Source organism: Edaphosphingomonas fennica (assembly GCF_003034225.1).
Taxonomy (GTDB): Bacteria; Pseudomonadota; Alphaproteobacteria; order Sphingomonadales; family Sphingomonadaceae; genus Sphingomonas_E; species Sphingomonas_E fennica.
Map to the genome: position 1 here is coordinate 1 of NZ_PHHF01000012.1, position 18,243 is coordinate 18,243.

General features: G+C 67.7%; 21 protein-coding genes. 8 read left to right on the plus strand and 13 right to left on the minus strand.

Going from position 1 to position 18,243, the window contains the following annotated elements; translation table 11 throughout:
• Positions 1–556 precede the first annotated feature (556 nt).
• Complete coding sequence (locus CV103_RS02525; protein ID WP_015458042.1) at positions 557–1,807, minus strand: tetratricopeptide repeat protein; 1,251 nt, start codon at positions 1,805–1,807, stop codon at positions 557–559.
• Positions 1,808–2,012: 205 nt separating this feature from the next.
• On the opposite strand from CV103_RS02525, the gene yaaA reads away from it, so the two are divergent.
• The 5 genes from yaaA to CV103_RS02550 all read left to right on the plus strand — a co-directional run bounded on the left by yaaA (position 2,013) and on the right by CV103_RS02550 (position 9,520).
• Positions 2,013–2,780, plus strand: coding sequence for a peroxide stress protein YaaA (gene yaaA, locus CV103_RS02530; RefSeq protein WP_107393891.1), 768 nt, complete (start codon positions 2,013–2,015; stop codon positions 2,778–2,780).
• Between the two features lie 165 nt (positions 2,781–2,945).
• Entirely contained in the window at positions 2,946–3,356 is a 411-nt protein-coding gene (locus tag CV103_RS02535) for a hypothetical protein (RefSeq protein ID WP_107393892.1), read from the plus strand.
• Positions 3,357–3,502: 146 nt separating this feature from the next.
• A complete protein-coding gene (gyrA, locus tag CV103_RS02540; protein WP_070934568.1) occupies positions 3,503–6,232 on the plus strand; it encodes a DNA gyrase subunit A in 2,730 nt (909 codons plus the stop codon).
• 446 nt (positions 6,233–6,678) lie between these two features.
• Positions 6,679–7,920: a hypothetical protein gene (locus tag CV103_RS02545; protein WP_107393893.1), complete on the plus strand. Its 1,242-nt coding sequence runs from the start codon at positions 6,679–6,681 to the stop codon at positions 7,918–7,920.
• Between the two features lie 208 nt (positions 7,921–8,128).
• Positions 8,129–9,520, plus strand: a complete 1,392-nt coding sequence (locus CV103_RS02550; RefSeq protein WP_170112536.1) for a putative bifunctional diguanylate cyclase/phosphodiesterase — start codon at positions 8,129–8,131, stop codon at positions 9,518–9,520.
• Between the two features lie 16 nt (positions 9,521–9,536).
• Here the strand turns inward: CV103_RS02550 and CV103_RS02555 are convergent, their stop codons facing one another.
• The 9 genes from CV103_RS02555 to flgC form a co-directional block, all read right to left on the minus strand.
• Entirely contained in the window at positions 9,537–9,917 is a 381-nt protein-coding gene (locus CV103_RS02555) for a GFA family protein (RefSeq protein ID WP_107393895.1), read from the minus strand.
• A gap of 81 nt (positions 9,918–9,998) precedes the next feature.
• Positions 9,999–10,418 (minus strand): hypothetical protein, encoded by a 420-nt coding sequence (locus tag CV103_RS02560; RefSeq protein WP_015458051.1) that lies wholly within the window; start codon positions 10,416–10,418, stop codon positions 9,999–10,001.
• A complete protein-coding gene (locus tag CV103_RS02565; RefSeq protein ID WP_015458052.1) occupies positions 10,408–10,710 on the minus strand; it encodes a rod-binding protein in 303 nt (100 codons plus the stop codon). Before CV103_RS02565 ends, CV103_RS02560 begins: the two co-directional genes overlap by 11 nt.
• Position 10,711: 1 nt before the next feature.
• Entirely contained in the window at positions 10,712–11,842 is a 1,131-nt protein-coding gene (locus CV103_RS02570) for a flagellar basal body P-ring protein FlgI (protein WP_107393903.1), read from the minus strand.
• A gap of 62 nt (positions 11,843–11,904) precedes the next feature.
• Positions 11,905–12,972, minus strand: a complete 1,068-nt coding sequence (gene flhB / locus CV103_RS02575) for a flagellar biosynthesis protein FlhB (RefSeq protein ID WP_015458054.1) — start codon at positions 12,970–12,972, stop codon at positions 11,905–11,907.
• A gap of 1 nt (position 12,973) precedes the next feature.
• On the minus strand, positions 12,974–13,729 hold the full coding sequence (fliR, locus tag CV103_RS02580; protein ID WP_015458055.1) for a flagellar biosynthetic protein FliR: 756 nt from the start codon (positions 13,727–13,729) through the stop codon (positions 12,974–12,976).
• 6 nt (positions 13,730–13,735) lie between these two features.
• Positions 13,736–13,999, minus strand: a complete 264-nt coding sequence (locus CV103_RS02585) for a flagellar biosynthetic protein FliQ (protein WP_015458056.1) — start codon at positions 13,997–13,999, stop codon at positions 13,736–13,738.
• Between the two features lie 15 nt (positions 14,000–14,014).
• Positions 14,015–14,359 carry a flagellar hook-basal body complex protein FliE gene (gene fliE / locus CV103_RS02590; RefSeq protein WP_015458057.1) on the minus strand — a complete coding sequence of 115 codons (345 nt, stop codon included), beginning with the start codon at positions 14,357–14,359 and terminating at the stop codon, positions 14,015–14,017.
• Positions 14,360–14,370: 11 nt separating this feature from the next.
• Positions 14,371–14,778, minus strand: coding sequence for a flagellar basal body rod protein FlgC (gene flgC / locus CV103_RS02595; protein WP_015458058.1), 408 nt, complete (start codon positions 14,776–14,778; stop codon positions 14,371–14,373).
• Between the two features lie 109 nt (positions 14,779–14,887).
• On the opposite strand from flgC, the gene CV103_RS02600 reads away from it, so the two are divergent.
• The 3 genes from CV103_RS02600 to fliP are packed head-to-tail and all read left to right on the plus strand — an operon-like array spanning position 14,888 to position 16,155.
• Positions 14,888–15,121, plus strand: coding sequence for a FliM/FliN family flagellar motor switch protein (locus CV103_RS02600; RefSeq protein ID WP_015458059.1), 234 nt, complete (start codon positions 14,888–14,890; stop codon positions 15,119–15,121).
• A 1-nt stretch (position 15,122) separates the two neighbouring features.
• Positions 15,123–15,431 carry a flagellar biosynthetic protein FliO gene (locus CV103_RS02605; protein WP_070934574.1) on the plus strand — a complete coding sequence of 103 codons (309 nt, stop codon included), beginning with the start codon at positions 15,123–15,125 and terminating at the stop codon, positions 15,429–15,431.
• Positions 15,424–16,155 (plus strand): flagellar type III secretion system pore protein FliP, encoded by a 732-nt coding sequence (fliP, locus tag CV103_RS02610; RefSeq protein WP_070936026.1) that lies wholly within the window; start codon positions 15,424–15,426, stop codon positions 16,153–16,155. The genes CV103_RS02605 and fliP overlap by 8 nt, the downstream gene beginning before the upstream one ends.
• 86 nt (positions 16,156–16,241) lie before the next feature.
• On the opposite strand, the gene CV103_RS02615 is transcribed toward fliP, so the two are convergent.
• From CV103_RS02615 to CV103_RS02625, 3 genes are read right to left on the minus strand one after another with little or no spacing between them, the layout of a single operon-like run.
• The gene (locus CV103_RS02615) at positions 16,242–16,910 is read right to left on the minus strand and encodes a PilZ domain-containing protein (RefSeq protein ID WP_015458062.1); all 669 of its coding nucleotides are present in this window, start codon (positions 16,908–16,910) and stop codon (positions 16,242–16,244) included.
• A gap of 13 nt (positions 16,911–16,923) precedes the next feature.
• Positions 16,924–17,346 (minus strand): hypothetical protein, encoded by a 423-nt coding sequence (locus CV103_RS02620; RefSeq protein ID WP_015458063.1) that lies wholly within the window; start codon positions 17,344–17,346, stop codon positions 16,924–16,926.
• A 27-nt stretch (positions 17,347–17,373) separates the two neighbouring features.
• Entirely contained in the window at positions 17,374–18,243 is an 870-nt protein-coding gene (locus CV103_RS02625) for a flagellar motor protein MotB (RefSeq protein ID WP_107393896.1), read from the minus strand.

Sequence of the window (18,243 nt, forward strand, 5' to 3'; positions counted from 1 at the left end):
CCAGAATTCACCAACCGGCGCGGCCACCTATCGGCCATCAAAATTGACGCCGACCGGACTCCGTAATCGTCGCGCTACACCCCGGACCTGTTCCGGGGTCCACCGTGCCGCAGACATCGACGTTGATGATCGAGCGCCGGCAGTGCGTCTCCATCCTCGCCAGCGGCTTCGACGGCACTGTATGTCGGCCTAGCGCCCCGTCTTCTGCGCCGCATCGACCCGTATCCCGCAATCGCGCGAAAAGCAGGGCAGGCGCTGGCAAAGGGACCGGAAACGAACGGGACAATCCGTCTTGGCATGATCAGGCGCCACCACCTGCTTGACGGTGGACCCCGGAACAGGTCCGGGGTGACGATGGGGTTATTGTCCTCTCACCCCGACAAATCGACCGCGCCGATCGCCCGACGCAGTGCTTGAAACCAACCGTTGCCCAACGTGAATCTCCACGCCGCCCCGGTTCCGTCACCGCTCCACGCCGACCTCCAGCCCACGAAAAAGGGGCGACCGGATGATCCGGCCGCCCCCTTTCTATCCGTTGCCCAAGGGCGACGGCAGATCAGGCCTGCTGGTCGATCCAGATCAGCCAATATTTGGCGAGGCCCTGCCGCGGGCCGGTGATCTGGGAGAAGACCTGCTTGGCTTCTTCCTTCTGGCCGGCGCGGGCGAGCGCCATGCCGAGGCGGGTGTTGACGACATTGGCGTCCACGCCGCCCTTCTGAAGGGCGACCTTGTAGAGCTCCGCCGCCTTCGCATATTCGCCATAGCCGAGGTAGGAATCGGCGGTGGCGCGGGCGGCGACGCCGTTCGCGGCCTTCGCGGCCGAGGCGGCAGCGCCGGCGAGATCGGCCTTGTCGGCCGCGACGCGCGAATTGGCGGTGTCGCTGAACAGCTTGATGTTGCTGTTGGGGGTGAGCTTCAGCATGCCGGCGGCGACGCCTTCGTCGATCACCGCCTTACCTTCGCCAGGAAACTTCAGATAGACCGCCTCGGCATAGGTATAATAATCGCTCTCGCCCTTCAGCGCCTTGGCGGTGCGCATCAGGCGCATCAGATCAAGCTCCTGATCGGCGTCGATCTTGTTGAGATCGCGATAGGTGATGAGCGAATCACGCCAATTGTCCTGGCTCGGATAGGCCTTCAGCCACGCCTGGGTGATATCCGCCACCTGCGGGCCGAGCTTCGCCTTGTAGCCGATCGCCACGCCGCGCTGATAATAGGCTTCCGGCAAGGGCTGGCCGGCGGCCTGCGCCTTGTTGATCGCTTCCTGGAGCACGGCCAGCGCCTCGGCCGGCTTGCCCAGCTTGTCCTTCGATTCGACGAGAAGGGCGTAGGATTCGGTCGAGCTGTCGCCCGCCTTGGTCGCCTGGTCGAACGCCTGCTCGGCGCGGGCATAGTCCTTCGATTCATAGGCGAGGCGGCCGCGGACGACCCAGAAATTGCCGAGCGAGGCGGCCGGCACCTTGCCGCTTTCCAGCATCAGATCGAGCGCCTGGGCCTGGAGCGTCTTGTCCTTCTGGGCAAGGCCGACATCGTAGGAGACCGAACCGGCATAGAATTTGTCGTCGGGCGTCTGCGCGGCGGAACGGGCCTCGCCTGCCTTGGCGACGGCGGTGGCGATATCCTTGGGCGCGTTGCGATCCGGGCCGATCGCGGCCTGGGTGGCGGCCACTGCCTCGCGCACCGCCGGCGTGAGCTGGGGCTTGCCGGCCTGTTCCTTTTCCTTCTTCGCCGCCAGCGCGGGCTGGACGCCCACAACCGCCACGCCGGACAGCGCGAGCGCGAGGCCCAGCGTGATCGTCGAAACCATTCTCATCTTCTCAAGCCTCCTCAGGGAGCGGGGATTCCCGTGCGCCGGCCTGCCTACTCTGCCACCGCACGCCGCACAAGATTTCGCCACACAAGCCCGGCCATGCCGGAACGGCGCTGAACCCGCCTTTAATGACGCGGCAAGCGGCCGGCACCACAATGCTTTTTCCCTTTTGCCGGCGCCGCTGCTGGGATAGGCGCGGCCGATGCTTGCCCTGCTGTCCCCCGCCAAGTCGCTCGATTATCGGCGCCCCTTTCCCCCGCACGCCACCACCCGCCCCCGCTTCGCCGAGGAGGCCGGGGCGCTTGCCGCCGCCGCCGCACGGCTGGGCGCGGCCAGACTCGGCGAACTGATGCATATTTCGGACAAGCTGGCGGAATTGAACGCCGCCCGCTTCGCCGGCTTCGCCGAGGCCGAGGAGCGCGCGGCGCTCCACGCCTTCAACGGCGACGTCTATGTGGGCTTCGAGGCGCGGAGCCTGGACGATGCCGCGATCGCCTTCGCCCAGGACCATGTGCGCATCCTGTCCGGCCTTTACGGGCTGCTCCGCCCGCTGGACGCGATCCGCCCCTATCGGCTGGAGATGGGAACGCGCTGGGCGCCCGAGGCGCGCAACCTCTATCTCCACTGGGGAAGCCGGGTGAGCGAGGCGATCGCCGAGGATCTGGCCGAGCAGGGCGACGGAGTGATCCTGAACCTCGCCAGCCAGGAATATTGGGGCGTGGTATCGCAGGCCCCGCCCAAGGCCCGCATCATCACGGTCGATTTCAAGGAATATGGCCCCAAGGGCCTGCGCTTCAGCAGCTTCGCCGCCAAGCGGGCGCGCGGGATGATGGCGCGCTGGCTGTGCGAGCATCGCGTGGCCCGGCCCGAGGAGATGAAGGCGTTCGACAGCGACGGCTATGCCTTCGATGCCGCCGCGTCCGCCCCGGACCGCTGGCTGTTCGTGCGGGGGACGGCGGCGGAGGCGTGAAGCCCCGGCCCGCCGCCTTCGCCTGCGGCGCAGCATCAGCCGCGCCTTTCGGGAAAGTGAAATAATCATCGCGTAAGAGCCACGGTTAGCATCTTCGCAATTGCCATCGCCTTCGAAAATGGTGCATTGCAGCGTCAAGGACTCGCCAGGCAACGGAGTATCGTCATGTTGCGTTGTGTCCCGACCAGATACCGGCCCGCTGACGCCCTGATCGTGCTGAGCGCCTTCGTCGCCGGCGCCCCTTCGGCCCAGGCCGCGCTTCTCCTGATGGAAGGCCCGATGGCGCACCGATCGGCCGCCGATCCCGCGCCGATGCACATTCCCGCCGCCCTCCCCGCGCCCGATGCCGCCACGGGCGCGAACGGCAGGGACCCGGCCTTGACGCCCGCCGCCGCGCGGCAGCGCTGGCTGGCGGCGATGGCGGCGGCACCCGACGAGGATGGACGGATCGTGGCGGCGGGCACCACGAGCAGCCTCGGCAGCGCGGGCTGGCTGCCTCTGGTCGGCGCGCTGATGCTGGTGGCCTTCCGCCGGCCCCGCCGCGACGGCCGGCTGCGCTACATCTCCGCCGTCTGACGAAGGCGATCCGGCGGGGTCGTCCGGCCCCCGCCTCCCATGGAATTCGACAGCGCCGGGCTGGCATACGTCGACCAGTTGGGCTAGGGGCATGAGGTCGCGCCTGCGCGCGCGAAAATGCCCTGTCACGACATACGGAAACCATCTTGGCCAGCGTCCCGCCGCCCAGCGAAAACAGCGACATCTCCCCCGTCTCGATCGTCGACGAGATGAAGTCGAGCTATCTCGACTATGCCATGTCGGTGATCGTCAGCCGCGCGCTGCCCGATGTGCGCGACGGCCTGAAGCCGGTGCACCGGCGCATCCTTTTCGCCAGCCAGGAAGGCGGCTTCGTCCCCGGCCGCCCCTATCGCAAGTCGGCCAAGATCGTCGGCGACGTGATGGGCAATTATCACCCGCATGGCGACGCCGCGATCTACATGGCGCTCGCCCGTCTGGCGCAGGACTGGTCGATGCGGGTGCCGCTGGTCGACGGCCAGGGCAATTTCGGGTCGATGGACCCGGACATGCCGGCTTCCATGCGCTACACCGAAGCGCGGCTCGCCAAGCCGGCCATGGCGCTGCTGGCTGACATCGACAAGGACACCGTCGATTTCCAGCCCAATTATGACGGATCGCTGCAGGAGCCGCAGGTCCTGCCGGCGCGCTTCCCCAACCTGCTGGTCAACGGATCGGGCGGCATCGCCGTCGGCATGGCCACCAACATCCCGCCCCACAATCTTGGCGAGGTGATCGCGGCCTGCAAGGCGTTCATCCACAATGGCGGGATCAGCTCGGAAGAGTTGCACGAGATCATCCCCGGCCCGGACTTCCCGACCGGCGGCCTGATCCTGGGCAAGGGCGGCGCGCGCAACGCCTATCTGAACGGCAAGGGATCGATCATCATGCGATCCCGGCATGTGATCGAGGAAGGGCGCGGCGACCGGCGGTCGATCGTGCTGACCGAGATCCCCTACCAGACCGGCAAGAGCGCCCTGGTGGAAGGCATTGCCGAGGCCGCCAAGGAAAAGCGGATCGAGGGCGTTTCGGACATCCGCGACGAATCCAACCGCTTCGGCGTGCGCATCGTCATCGAGCTGAAGCGCGATGCCACCCCGGAAGTGGTGCTGAACCAGCTCTGGCGGCACACCTCGGCGCAGACCAGCTTCCCGGCCAACATGCTCGCCATCCGCGGCGGCCGCCCGGAAGTGCTGAATCTGCGCGACATCATCGAGGCCTTCGTCAAGTTCCGCGAGGAAGTGATCACGCGGCGTTCGAAGTTCGAGCTGCTGAAGGCCCGCGAGCGCGCCCACATCCTGCTCGGCCTCGTCATCGCCGTCACCAACCTGGACGAGGTGGTGCGGATCATCCGCGGCTCCTCCAGCCCGGCCGAGGCGCGCGCCGCCCTGCTCGCCCGCGAATGGCCAGTGGCGGAGATCGCCGCCTATATCAAGCTGGTCGAGGCGGTGGAGCATGAGGTGGACGGCGACACCTACCGCCTGTCCGACGCGCAGGTGCGCGCCATCCTCGACCTGCGCCTGCACCGCCTGACGGCGCTGGGCCGCGACGAGATCGGCGACGAGCTGGCCAAGCTCGCCACCTCGATCGGCGAGCTGCTGCACATATTGGGCGACCGCGCCCGCCTTTACGAGGTGATGGAGGAGGAGCTCGACCTCATCGCCGCCGAATTCGCCACCCCGCGCAAGACGACGATCGCGCCGGCCGGCGACGATATCGACGATGAGGACCTGATCGAGCGCGAGGAGATGGTCGTCACCGTCACCATGGGCGGCTATATCAAGCGCACTCCGTTGGAAGCCTTCCGCGCCCAGAAGCGCGGCGGCAAGGGCCGTTCCGGCATGGGGACGAAGGATGAGGACGCCGTTATCGCGCTGTTCGTCACCTCCACCCACACACCGGTGCTGTTCTTCTCCAACCACGGCAAGGTCTATCGCCTGAAGGTGTGGAAGCTGCCCGAGGGCGCGCCCCAGGCGCGCGGCCGGCCGATGGTGAACCTGCTGCCGCTGGCGGCGGGCGAGACCATTTCCACCGTGCTGCCGCTGCCCGAGGACGAGGCGGTGTGGAAGGACCTGCACGTCATGTTCGCCACCGCCAAGGGCACGGTGCGCCGCAATTCGATGGATGCGTTCACCAACGTGCCCTCGAACGGCAAGATCGCCATGCGCTTCGACGAGGGCAGCGACGATCGCCTGATCGGTGTCGCGCTGCTGACCGAGGAGGACGACGTGCTGCTGGCGACCCGCCAGGGCAAGGCCATCCGCTTCGAGGCGACGGCGGTGCGCGAGTTCCAGAGCCGCACCTCCACCGGCGTGCGCGGCATGACGCTGAAGGAAGGCGACGAGGTGATCTCGCTCTCCATCCTGCACCGCGCCGGCGCCAGCCAGGAGGAACGCGAGGATTATCTGCGCTTCGCCCCGTGGAAGGCGGAAAAGGAAGGCGCGCCGCAGATGCCGGCCGAGCGCTTCGCCGAGTTGCAGGCGCGCGAGCAGTTCATCCTCACCGTCTGCGCCAACGGCTACGGCAAGCTCAGCTCGGCCTATGAGTATCGCCGCACCGGGCGCGGCGGCCAGGGCATCACCAATATCGACAACATCGCCCGCAACGGGCCGGTGGTGGCGAGCTTCCCGGCGCTGACCAGCGAGCAGCTGATGCTCGTGACCGATCAGGCGAAGATGATCCGCCTCGGCCTCGATACGCTGCGCGTGATCGGGCGCGGCAGCGCAGGCGTGCGCCTGTTCAACGTGGCAGACGACGAGCATGTCGTCTCCGCCGCGAAGATCGAGGAAAGCGAAGAGGACGAGGCTGAGGCCGAGGACGGCGCCGGCGATGCGGACGCCGGGGCCGAGGCCGGCGGCGAGGCAGCGCCGGAAGCCTGATCGAACGGGGAACCGCGCGGACGGCGAGGCCGCGCGGTTCCGGTTCCGGCGGCCCCCCTTCCGGGACCGCGACGAAACTGGCCGCGCACGCAGGCCGCGGCCCGCATCCATCCTATATTGAACTGTCCGATCGGCCGCCGGAAAGCGCGGCCGGCCATGTTCTGCGCATGTCGGCCCATGTCGGGGCTGCCCATGCTGATGGAAAAATCGAACATCTTCAAGATGTAGATCAGACCAGAATGGACTTATCTGCTTATTCGGCGGCGGTTTTTCATGCCGACCACCGGATGTTGGAATCGTCCCCCCATACGATTTGGCCCGAATGCCGGACAAAGCGGCCGCATTCCTATGTTAATGACTCGTTTCCCATAATATTGACGACGCGCGGATTCCGGGGCATGCGTTGCCGCGACAAAAACTGAGCTTTCGCGTGAAATGAACGGAAAATGGCTTTCCATCTGAAACGGAGCCTTTCCCTGCAACAGGACGACGCGCTTCGGGGGGGGAAGAAATTGTCCGCCGTGGATGTGCCGGCCGGGGAAATGGAGATCGATCGATATCGGTCGATCGTGTTTCCCAATAATATCCGCCTCTGCCGCCGCAAGCGCGGCCTCGCCAAGCTGCTGGCGCTGTCCCAGCGCCTTCCCGACATTCCCTATATCCGCCTTTCCAAGATCGAGCGTGGCGAGGTGTTCGCCAAGCCGGCCGAGCTTGCCGCCATCGCGGGCGCGCTGAAGCTGCTGCCCGCCGATCTGCTGATCGACATCGACGACGACGCCTTCGACATGGCCGAATGGGCGGCGGACGTGCAGGACCCGGCGAGCTTCGATCCCGCCGAGGACCATTTCGCCGTGCTGCTGGCCGCCGCGATCCGCCATCGGCGCGAGGCCGATGCGGGGCTGACCATCGCGGCCTTGGAAAAGGATTATGGCATCGCCCCGGTGATGCTTTCGCGGCTGGAAAACGCCTTCAAGCCGATCGGCCGGTGGAATGACGGCACGGTAGCGGGCATCTGCCGCCTGATGGACGTGGCGGACGTGGCCGCGCTGCGCGAGCGGGTAACCGGGCTGCATGCGGCCGGCGCGCTGGACGCGCATCTCCGCGCCGTGGCCAATCCCGAGGATCGCAAGGCCAAGACGCGGGCCCGCGTCGCCGAGCTGCGCGCCGCCTTCGATCCCGCCGCCGGCCGGCTGCACCCGCGCCCGCCCAAGGCGCCGCCGCCGCTCCGCGCCGATCCGGCCGGAACGCAGCCCGCCTTCGCCATGCTGGCGGAGGAACGCGCGCCGTTCGAGGGGCCGGCCATGGCCGAAGGGGAAACCGCCCTGGTGCGGCTGGTGCCGGTTTTCGGCGCACCGATCGGCGAGGGGCTGATCCAGCGCACCCCCATGGGCACCATGGTGGAGGCGCCGCGCGGGGCCGGACCCAATGCCTATGGCCTGCGCGTCTGCCGGCCCACGCTGGGGCCGGCCCTGCCGGCACGGGCGACGGTGATCGTCGATCCCGATCGCTTCCCCACCCCCGGCGGCATCGCCGTGGTGCGCGAGACGGAGGGGCTGCGTCTGCTGACGGTGGGCGTCGATCGCGACGGCCGGATGACCGGCTATAGCGCGCATCCCGACCGCGAGATCGCGATCGACGCGCTCGATCCGATCGACGTCGCCACGGCGATCGGCGCCATCTTCGACTGAAATCTCCGGCTAAGGGGATTCCGAAGGCGGAAGCGGCGCCTCGCCGCCAAATACGCGTGATTCCAACGGCCTGGTCGATAAATTCCGAATCCGAACGCCTGAAATCCGGCCATCCGATCGATGATCGGCCGAAACCATTCCTATAATGATCCTGAGTAGCCGAGTTCAGGACGCTGTTATGCGCGCACGCCGCGGGGCAAAGGATATATTGGGCAGCGCCCTGCACAGGATCACCGGCTTCCTCGGCACGGCTTCCGGCACAGGCATTCCATGCGATACAGGCACGGCCGCCCATGACGACGGCCCCGGCGGCTGGATCGATCCCGTCACCACCCTTCCCGACCGCCGCACCATCGCCCGCCTGTTCGATGATCTGCGCGCGCGCCTCGAAGGCGGGCCGGTGGCGATGCTCATCGTCAACCTCGACCGCTTCAGCATGGTGAACGACGTGTGCGGCCATGAAGCCGGCGACCTCGTGCTGCGGGTGACGGCGGAACGGCTGCGACGGCTGGCCAGGGCATCGGGCGCGGCGCTGGCCCATCTGGGCGGGGACGAATATGCCTGCCTCATGCCCGGCGATGCCGCCAGCGCCACCGAGATCGCGCGGCGGATGGTGGACCAGGTGGCCGAGCCGATCGCGGTGGCGGGCGGCGTGGTGGAGGTGGGCGCATCGATCGGCATCGCCGACAGCGCCGCGATCGACGGCCGCGCCGACGATCTGCTGCGCGTGGCCGGCGTCGCCCTGTCCCGCGCCAAGAATGACGGCGGCGCCACCTTCCGCACCTTCGAGCCGGCGATGGATTTCGACCTGCGCGATCGGGTGCGGCTGGAAAGCGATCTGCGCGCCGGCATCGCGCGCGGCGAGGTGGTGCCCTTCTACCAGCCGATCCTCTCGCTCCAGTCGGGCCATCTCGTCGGTTTCGAAAGCCTGGCGCGCTGGCGGCACCCGATCCGGGGGATCATCGATCCCGCCGTGTTCATCCCGATCGCCGAGGATGTCGACCTCATCAACGATCTGAGCTTCGCGCTGCTGCGCCAGGCGTGCCGCGACGCGCGCGACTGGCCGGGGCACCTGACGCTCTCGATCAACATATCCCCCCTGCAGATCCGCCGGCCCGATCTCGCCATCCGCCTGCTGCAGACGCTCTATGCCGGCGGCCTCGCGCCGGGGCGGCTGATCCTGGAGATCACGGAAAGCGCGCTGGTGGAGGATATCGCTGCCGCCCGCGCGACGATCCTTTCGCTGCGCAATGCCGGGGTGAAGGTGGCGCTGGACGATTTCGGCACCGGCTATTCCAGCCTGCACCATCTGCGCGAGCTGCAGTTCGACCGGATCAAGATCGACCGCTCCTTCATCGCCACGCTGGACAGCTTTGCCGGCGGCAAGATCGTGCGCGCGATCGTCGATCTCGGCCACGGCCTCGGCATGCCGGTGACGGCGGAGGGGGTGGAGACGATCGAGCAGGCCGACACGCTTTCGCTGCTGGGCTGCGCCTATGGCCAGGGCTTCCTGTTCGGCCGCCCGCTCCCGGCGGCCGAGGCGCTGGCGGCGGTCGATACCCGCCATCCGATGATCGATCCCCGCCGCGCCACGGGCTGAGCGGGGGCTCCCCGGCTTATCGCGGCCGCTGCGGAAGGCCGTCCGCTATCTCGTAATAATCGCCCTTGTCGGCGACGAAGATGTGCTTTTCCAGATGCGTGCCCGTGGGCGCATCGAAGGCGCCCATCGCCACCGCGATGCTGTCCTTGAACACGGGCTTCCAGAACAGGGCGGAGCCGCAGACCGAGCAGAAGCCCCGCTCCACCTTCTCCGACGATCGATACCAGCTCAGCTTGTCGGCGCCGTTCAGCCGCAGATCGGCCAGCGCCATGTCGGTGGACGCCCAATAATGGCCGGAAACCTTGCGGCACATGCTGCAATGGCAGGCATCCGGGCCACGCAGCTCGCCCGCGATCTCGAAGGTGATCGCCCCGCAAAGACATGATCCCCTGTGCACCGCCCCCTCCCCTGCCGCTGTCTCAGGCGGGCTTGATAGAGGGCGCGGGCGGCGATCGTCCAGCACGGGGCGGACGGGCGATCAGAATTCCGAATTGACCGAGATCGGGGCCGTGAAATCCGGGGCGAGGTTGCCGGCCGCGCCATAGGTGGAGGCGCGGCGGCCGGCGAGGCGCTTGGCCTCGGCGGTGACGGCGCCCATCATCTCGATCGAAAGATCGATCTGGCGTTCGAGGATGGCGGCATTCGCGGTCGAAGCCTCGCCCAGCGCGATCAGCGCGGCGGCAAGCTGGTCGCGCCCGTCCTGATCCAGCGCCCGCGCCCAGCCGGGCTTTTCGCGATCGAGGCGGGCAAGCTCGCTTTCCAGCACGCCGACGAGGCGGATCTTGGCGGATGCGAGCTCGGCCAGGTCGCGGCCGCCCTCGCGCGAGCGGAGTCGATCGGTTTCCTCGTTCATGATGAGCGTGAGCGACGCCATGACGTCGATCGCTTCATTGGCCATGGCCGGAACCTCCCTGCATACGGATGATCTGATCGAGCACGGCGGGCGCGAGGCCGATGCCGCCGCGCTTCGCGATCTCGTTACCCATTTGCTCGGCAAGCACGCCGCGGAACATCTCCTCGCCCGCGCCGCCGGAAAAATCGCCGGTGTCCACCATCTCCATCATCAGCTTGGTCATCTGGCCGACGAACACGGCCTCGAACTCGCGCGCCGTGGAGGCGGGATCGGGCGTGGGGCGCGGCATCTGCGCGGTCGCTGCCGGCGGCAGCATGGCGGAGGCGATATCGGCCATCTTACTGCACCTCGATTTCAGCCTGGAGGGCACCCGCCCCCTTTAGCGCCTGGAGGATGGTGATGAGGTCGCGCGGGCTGACGCCGAGCGCGTTGAGCCCGGAAACCAGGGTATGGAGCGATGTGCCGCCGTTCAGCACCGCCAGCGATCGGCCGCCGCCGTCGTCCACGTCGATGCTGGTGCGCGGCAGCACCGTGGTCTGTCCGCCGGAGAAAGGCTCCGGCTGTGAGGCGATCGGGGTTTCGGTGACGGCGATGGTCAACCCGCCCTGGGCGATCGCGACCGGGCTGACGCGCACGTCCGCCCCCATCACCACCGTGCCGGCGGCCTCGTTGATGACGACGCGCGCGGGCTGGTCGACATCGACGGGCAGGTTTTCGATCCGGGCCATCAGCTCGACCAGCGGGCCGCCATAGCCGGCACCCTGGCGCAGCTCGACCGTGGCGGGATCGAGCACCTCGGCCGCGCCGGGCGCCTGCATGTTGATGACGTCGGCAATGCGGTGCGCGGTGGTGAAATCGGGGTTCTTCAGCGCCAGCTTCAGGCTGGTCGCCGACTTGAGGGCATAGGGCACCTCCCGCTCGATGATCGCGCCGCCGGCGATCCGCGCGGAGGTGGCGACGCCGCGGGTGATACGCGCGGCGGCCCCTTGCGCCTTGAAGCCGGATACCGCCACCGGCCCCTGGGCCACGGCATAGATTTCCCCATCCAGCGCGCGCAGCGAGGATACGAGCAGCGTGCCGCCCTGCAGGCTGGTGGCATCGCCCATCGCGGAAACCTGCACGTCGATCTTCGATCCGGCGCGCGCGAAGGGCGGCATCGTCGCCGTCACCGAAACGGCGGCGACATTTTCCGTGCGCATCGTCGTGCCACGGATGTTGACGCCCATCCGTTCCAGCATCGCCTGGATCGTCTCCTCGGTGAAGGGGACGTTGCGGATGCGATCGCCCGTGCCGGCCAGGCCGACGACGAGGCCGTAGCCGACGAGCTGGTTGGAGCGGACATTCTCGACGTCCACGATATCCTTGATCCTGGTCGCCGCGTCAGCCGGCGCGACAGCGAGGCCGCAGCCCAGCACGGCGGCCGAGACCAGCGACAGGGCATGGGCCCGAAATCTGGTAAAGCTTCGCATCATAATCCTTATAGGATGAAGCGGCGGCCGAACCGGCGGCCGGGCCGGGATTTTGCGACGGGTCATGCCACCCGCCTCGCCAGGCGCATCACGTAGCCGATGATCTCCGCCACGGCGGCATAATGTTCCACGGGAATGGGGTGGTCGATCTCGACCGCGGCATAGAGCGCGCGGGCGAGCGGCGGGCTTTCGACGATCGGCACCTTGGCGCCGGTCGCGATCTCGCGAATCTTCAGCGCCACCGCATCGACGCCCTTGGCGACGACGATCGGGGCCGCCATCTCGCCATGTTCATATTTCAGCGCCACCGCATAATGGGTGGGGTTGGTGACGATCACGCTGGCGGTGGGCACCGCCTGCATCATCCGCCGCCGCGCGCGCTGCATCTGGATCTGGCGGATGCGCGCCTTGATCTTGGGATCGCCATCGCTCTGCTTGATCTCGTCCTTGATCTCCTGAAGGCTCATCCGCATCCGCTTCAGATAGGCGCGGCGCTGGTAGACGAAATCGAACAGGGCCAGGCCGACGACCATCATCGCGACGACCTTGAGCACGCGGTAGATCATCTCCGCCAGCGTCTTGCCCACGTCATAGGGCGACTGGCCGATCAACTGGTCGAAGGCCACCGCGCGCGGCCAGGCGACCAGCACGGCGACGAGGACGATGACGGTGAACTTGGCGAGCGTCTTGCCGAATTCCACCAGCGCGCGCGTGCCGAACATGCGCTTGAGGCCGGTCATCGGCGAAAGCTTCGACCATTTGAGGCGGACCCGCGACCAGCTTATCGTCGGCCGGCCCTGGAGGAAGAGGGTGAGGATCGCGCAGCCGAACAGAACGGCGGCGATCGGCGCCAGCGACAGGGCGGTTTCCGCCATCACTCCGCCGACCAGGTTCTGCGCGCCGCGCGGCTCCATCCGGAAATCCTCGGCGCTGCCCCACAGCCGCACCATCATCGTGCTCAGCCGCGCGAAGCACCAGGCGCCCAGCCCGCCGGCGACGACGAGCGCGCCCACGAACATGGTGGCGTGCCGCATCTCCGGCGCATTGGCGACCTCGCCCTTCTTGCGGGCATCCTCCAGCCGCTTCTGGGTCGGTTCCTCGGTCTTCTGGTCCTGATCGGTCTCCGCCATGTCAGAGGCTCCAGCCATTCTGCATGAAATTGGCCATGGCGTTGGCGAACGCCGTCAGGATGCCGCCGATCAGCACCGCGAACAGCGACATGCCGAGCAGGATGTTGAGCGGCTGCATAATGAAGAAGGCCTGGATCTGCGGCGCCATGCGCACGGCAAGGCCAAGGGCGACGTTGAACAATATGCCGTAGACGATCAGCGGCGCCGCCATGCTGACGGCAAGGCCCATCGCATGGCCCGTGGTTTCCACCGCCAGCCGGGCGAAATCGGCCGCCGGCGGCAGGCCGCCGACCGGGAACAGCGCGTAAGACTGGACCATGGCGGCGATCCACAGGTGATGGACGCCGGTGGTGAGGCAGACGACCGCCGCGGCGATACCGATGAAGCGGGCAAGCACGGACGCCTGCCCGCCGAGCGCCGGGTCCATCACCAGCGCGGAGGACAGGCCGACCTGGAGGCTGATGATCGCGCCCGCCATCGATGCGGCGTTGAACAGGATGCGGACGATCATCCCCATCGCGATGCCGACCAGCAGTTCCGACAGGACGATGCCGGGCAAGGCGGTGTCGGAACGGAGCGCGGGCGCGACCTGCCCGCCCAGCAGCCCGAACAGGCCGGCGGTGAAGCCCAGGCCGAAGAGCAGGCGCACGCGGCCGGGGATCGCATCCTCCGAGAAAGCGGGGAGCAGCATCAGCACCGCCCCGATCCGTGCGAACAGGATCAGGAAGGCGGCCGCATCGAAGGGGAGCCCCGCCATCGCCCGTCACCCCGCGACGATGATGTCCGCGATGCGGGCCATGAAGCCCGCCAGCGCCCGGCCGATCATCGGCAGGGAAAGAAGGAGGACGATGCCCAGCACCAGGATCTTGGGCACGAAGGTAAGCGTCATTTCCTGGATCTGGGTGAGCGCCTGGAACAGGCCGACGGCGACGCCGACGATCAGCGAACCGATCAGCATCGGCCCCGCGATCGTCAGCATCAGCAGCAGGCCGGCCTTGGCCAGCTCCATCGCCTGGAAGGCATCCATCGCGCCGGCCCCGGATCAGATCTGCATGCGCATGATTTCGGAATAGGCGTTCACCACGCGATCGCGCACCGCGACCACGGTGTCGAGCGCGGTCTCGGCCGCGCCGATCGCGGTGACGACGTCGATCAGGTCGCCCTTGCCGGCCACCTGCTGCGCGCTCGCCGCCTCGGCGGTGCGCAGCGACGTGGCGGCTTCGGTGACGAGATTCTCGATCATCCCGCCGAACCCGCCGCCCGGCGCGCCGGCTGCGGCACCCGCCACATCGGCGGCACCGCCGGATGCGCCGCCGGCGGCGGCGGGCGCGATGCTGTTCACCGCGCGGCCATAAGCGGCCGCGGCGTCAAGGACTCCGATGGACATGGATGGCTTCCTTATTTGAGAAGGTCGATCGTCCGCATCGTCAGGTTGCGCGCGGATTCGATGGCGTTGAGATTGGCTTCATAGGATCGCTGCGCGGCCTTCATGTCGGCGGCCTCGACCAGCCCGTTCACATTGGGGCGCAGCACATAGCCCTGCGTGTCGGCCGCCGGATTGCCCGGCTGGTAGATGCGCTGGAAATCGGTCTTGTCGCCTTCGATCGAACGGACCTTGACGTTGGTGGCGCCGGTCGCCCGGTCCACCTCCGCCTTGAACGTCGCGACGCGGCGGCGATAGGGATCGCCGCCCGCCGTGCGGGCCACGGAATCCGAGTTGGCGAGGTTTTCGGCGATGATGCGCATGCGCAGCGATTGCGCACGCAGGCCTGATGCCGACACACCGATCGAAGACTTCAGATCCATGGTTCCTCCCGCCCGCTTGATCGCTGGCTTTTCCCTTATAGGCATTTTTTGCCTAGCTCCGGCGGTTCGGCGAAAATTAATCCTATAAAAATCCCAGAAGGAGACCTCTATGTCCGTCCTCGAGGGAATACCCATCGACCTGTCGATCGTTCTCGGATCGACCAATCTGCCGATCCGCCAGGTGCTCAAGATGGGGCGGGGCGCGATGATCCCGCTCGATTGCGGGCATAATGATCCGACGCTCGTCTATGTGAACAACCAGCTGGTGGCCAAGGGCAAGGTGCTCGTCGAAGGCGAGCATATGTCGCTGGAGATCACCGAAGTCGTCCAGCGGGTGCGCTGACATGGATTTTCTCGCGCTGCTGCGCACCCTGGGCGCGCTGGGCGTCGTGCTGGGCCTGCTGGCCGGCGCCCTGTGGGCCGTCCGCCGTTACGACCTGAAGCTGCCGGGCGCCTTCGCGGGCGGCCTGGGGCCGAAGGGGGACGTGCGGCGCGTGCAGATCATCGAACGGCTGGCGATCGACGCTCGCCACAGCGTCGCCCTCATCCGCCGCGACGACAGGGAACATCTGGTGATGCTGGCGCCCCAGGGGCCGCTGCTGATCGAAGGCGGCATCGATGCCGCCGCGCGGAAGGCCGCCGCCGATGCGTAAGGCCATCCGCATCGCGGCGATCGCCGCGCTCCTGATGCTGCCGCAGGCGGCGATGGCGCAGAGCGTGACCGCCAATCTGGGCGAGGGATCGATCTCCGGCCGCGCCATCCAGCTCGTGCTGATGCTGACGGTGCTGAGCCTCGCGCCCGGCATCCTGATGACGGTGACGAGCTTCACGCGGATCATCGTCGCGCTCTCGCTGCTCCGGAACGGGCTGGGCGCGCAGGGCGTGCCGCCCAACCCGATCATCATCAGCCTGGCCTTGTTCCTCTCCTTCTTCGTCATGGGGCCGACCTTCGACGCCGCATGGAAGCAGGGCGTGACCCCCTATAATGAGGGCCGCATCACCGAGGCGCAGGCGTTCGAGCGCACATCCAAGCCGTTCCACACCTTCATGCTGAAGCATGTCCGCGACGAGGACGTGAAGCTGTTCGTCGACCTTTCCGGCAAGAAGCCGACGCCGCGCGCCGAGCTGCCGATGACGACGCTGATGCCCGCCTTCATGATCTCCGAGCTTCGGCGCGCGTTCGAGATCGGCTTCCTCTTGCTGCTGCCCTTCCTGGTGATCGACCTCGCCGTGGCGGCGGTGCTGATGGCGATGGGCATGATGATGCTGCCGCCTGCGACGATATCATTGCCGATGAAGATCATCTTCTTCGTGCTGGTCGATGGCTGGGCGCTGATCGCGGGATCGCTGGTCAAGAGCTTCGGTGGCCCCGGCTGACACGGCGGGGCGCTGTTTTCGACAACGAAAAAGGGGCGCGGGACCGATCCGGTTCCGCGCCCCTTTTCGTCAGCATATGTCCGGCTTCAGCTATCCGCGGCGGAATAGCGGGTGGCGGGATCGACCAGCCATTCGGCCAGCGTGGCGAAGGCGATCGATTCCAGGAAGGCGACGCCTACCTTGCCGTCCTGCACCCAGCGCACCACGCCCTTCTGCGGCGGCAGGCCGGGAACGACGAGGGTGACGAGCTCGTCCTTCTCCACCGGCGCGGTGACGGCGAGCTTGGCGCCGCCCTGCGAAAGATCCACCACCGACACGCGGTGGATGCGGCCGTTGGTCTTGAGCTCGGCAGGGCAGCTCGTCGGCAGGCGCGGCGCGCGGGGCACCTGCCCGCCCGGCCGGCGCCAGCTCGTCGAGGATTGGGAGAGCAGCCGCTCGACATCGATCGCAGCATCGAACTGCACGCCGATCGATCGCCGGTCGGTCCAGCGCACCTCGCCGGCGATCACATCGCCGTTGCGGAATTCGATGCGGATGCGCTCGCCCACGACAAAGCGGGCGCGGACGTCGGCCTTGAGCCCGCCGGAGGAAAGGTTGCGGACGCAACAGAGCGCGTCGTAGCGGTCGCTGGTGATGCGCGCGATCAGCAGCAGCGCGATCGTCCGCGGCGAACGCGGCGTCATCAGCGGCGCGGCGCGCGACGGCAGCCAGTCCCCGTTGTGATCGCCGCCTGCCGCGGAGGACGAAAGGTTCATCGGTTTCTCCGGTTCAGATCGGGGCCGCCTGCGTCACGATAGCGCGGCGGACCACATTCTTTCCATAGGTTTCCTGCGCGGCATCGAACACGACCCTGCGAAAGGCGGCGAGGCTCGGGATCGTCCCGTCCCGCCCGCTCGCCATCGGCGTGCGATAGGTGCGCATGTTGACCGCGTTCAGCAGCACCGGCATCTTCGCCGCGATATCGTCGCGCCGGTCGGCCGGCACCTCCAGCTGCACCTCGAAGGAGACGTAGGAAGCGAGCCTGCCGTCGGAAAATACCAGCGGCGCCAGGATGGGGCCGGTGGGCACGAATTCCAGCTTCTCGACCGTGGGCATCGGCGCGGCCAGCAGCCTGCCGGTGCCGTAGGCGGCCCCGCCGCCCACGCCCACGCCGGCGACCAGCGCCAGGATCGAGACGAGCATCTTCTTCATCCTATATCCCCCCTTTCCGCCGGCCCGTCAGAACCTGAAGCTCGCATCGCGCGGCAGCGCGGAGGGTTCGGCGAGGATGACGATGGTGATGCGGCGGTTCTCCGGCCGGTCGGGCCGATCGGGATAGATCGGCTCCGTCCCCGCCTTGGCGACCACTTCGGAAAAGCGATCGGGCGAAAGGCCGGCGGCCACCATCGCGCTGCGCGCAGCGAGCGCGCGATCGCTGGACAGGCGCCAGTTGGCGTCGCTCTGGCCGCCGGTGGAATCGGTATGCCCCTCGATCGCCACCTGCGCGCCGGCCTTCACCAGCCGCTGCGCGATGCGCGCCAGCATCTGCCGGGCATAATCGTTGAGCTCGGCCGTCGGCCCCTTGAACATCGATCGGTTAGCGCTGTCCAGCAGGTGGACGCGCAGCCCCTCGCGCGAGCTTTCGACGCTGACGTTGCGGTTCTGGTTGGGGCTCTCCGGCGGCTTGTCCAGCGCGATCATCATCTCGTCCGCCAGCACGCGCAGCGCCGCTTCCGGCACCTCGGCCGTGCCGCCGCGCGCAGCCCCCTTCACGCCCGCTTCCGCCGATGGCTGGCCCACCGCCTTGTCATTGTCGCCCTGCGCGCGGCGGCCGTGGCCGCCTTCGCCGGGCTGGCTGCCGGGCTTGGCGGTCATGGTGGCGGCCGGCGAATCCTTGGCAGGGCTGGGCGAGAAATATTCGGCCAGCCCTTTGAGCTGCGCCTTGTTCGGATTGGCGAGGAGCCAGAGCAGCATGAAGAAGGCCATCATCGCCGTCACGAAATCGGCATAGGCGACCTTCCAGGCGCCGCCATGATGGGCGGCGTGCTTCTTGCGGCGCACCTTGCGCACGATGATCGGCGCGACTTCCTCATTCTGTCCCCGAGCCAT

What these genes read in the sequence shown, in the direction of transcription:
- CV103_RS02545 (WP_107393893.1), top strand. Translation starts at nt 6,679, where the DNA reads ATGGCTTTCCATCTGAAACGGAGCCTTTCCCTGCAACAGGACGACGCG.
- CV103_RS02615 (WP_015458062.1), bottom strand. Translation starts at nt 16,910, where the DNA reads ATGAACCTTTCGTCCTCCGCGGCAGGCGGCGATCACAACGGGGACTGG.
- CV103_RS02565 (WP_015458052.1), bottom strand. Translation starts at nt 10,710, where the DNA reads ATGGCCGATATCGCCTCCGCCATGCTGCCGCCGGCAGCGACCGCGCAG.
- CV103_RS02560 (WP_015458051.1), bottom strand. Translation starts at nt 10,418, where the DNA reads ATGGCCAATGAAGCGATCGACGTCATGGCGTCGCTCACGCTCATCATG.
- CV103_RS02605 (WP_070934574.1), top strand. Translation starts at nt 15,123, where the DNA reads ATGGATTTTCTCGCGCTGCTGCGCACCCTGGGCGCGCTGGGCGTCGTG.
- CV103_RS02625 (WP_107393896.1), bottom strand. Translation starts at nt 18,243, where the DNA reads ATGGCTCGGGGACAGAATGAGGAAGTCGCGCCGATCATCGTGCGCAAG.
- CV103_RS02585 (WP_015458056.1), bottom strand. Translation starts at nt 13,999, where the DNA reads ATGGATGCCTTCCAGGCGATGGAGCTGGCCAAGGCCGGCCTGCTGCTG.
- CV103_RS02620 (WP_015458063.1), bottom strand. Translation starts at nt 17,346, where the DNA reads ATGAAGAAGATGCTCGTCTCGATCCTGGCGCTGGTCGCCGGCGTGGGC.
- CV103_RS02535 (WP_107393892.1), top strand. Translation starts at nt 2,946, where the DNA reads ATGTTGCGTTGTGTCCCGACCAGATACCGGCCCGCTGACGCCCTGATC.
- CV103_RS02570 (WP_107393903.1), bottom strand. Translation starts at nt 11,842, where the DNA reads ATGCGAAGCTTTACCAGATTTCGGGCCCATGCCCTGTCGCTGGTCTCG.
- fliP (WP_070936026.1), top strand. Translation starts at nt 15,424, where the DNA reads ATGCGTAAGGCCATCCGCATCGCGGCGATCGCCGCGCTCCTGATGCTG.
- flgC (WP_015458058.1), bottom strand. Translation starts at nt 14,778, where the DNA reads ATGGATCTGAAGTCTTCGATCGGTGTGTCGGCATCAGGCCTGCGTGCG.
- fliE (WP_015458057.1), bottom strand. Translation starts at nt 14,359, where the DNA reads ATGTCCATCGGAGTCCTTGACGCCGCGGCCGCTTATGGCCGCGCGGTG.
- yaaA (WP_107393891.1), top strand. Translation starts at nt 2,013, where the DNA reads ATGCTTGCCCTGCTGTCCCCCGCCAAGTCGCTCGATTATCGGCGCCCC.
- flhB (WP_015458054.1), bottom strand. Translation starts at nt 12,972, where the DNA reads ATGGCGGAGACCGATCAGGACCAGAAGACCGAGGAACCGACCCAGAAG.
- CV103_RS02600 (WP_015458059.1), top strand. Translation starts at nt 14,888, where the DNA reads ATGTCCGTCCTCGAGGGAATACCCATCGACCTGTCGATCGTTCTCGGA.
- fliR (WP_015458055.1), bottom strand. Translation starts at nt 13,729, where the DNA reads ATGGCGGGGCTCCCCTTCGATGCGGCCGCCTTCCTGATCCTGTTCGCA.
- CV103_RS02525 (WP_015458042.1), bottom strand. Translation starts at nt 1,807, where the DNA reads ATGGTTTCGACGATCACGCTGGGCCTCGCGCTCGCGCTGTCCGGCGTG.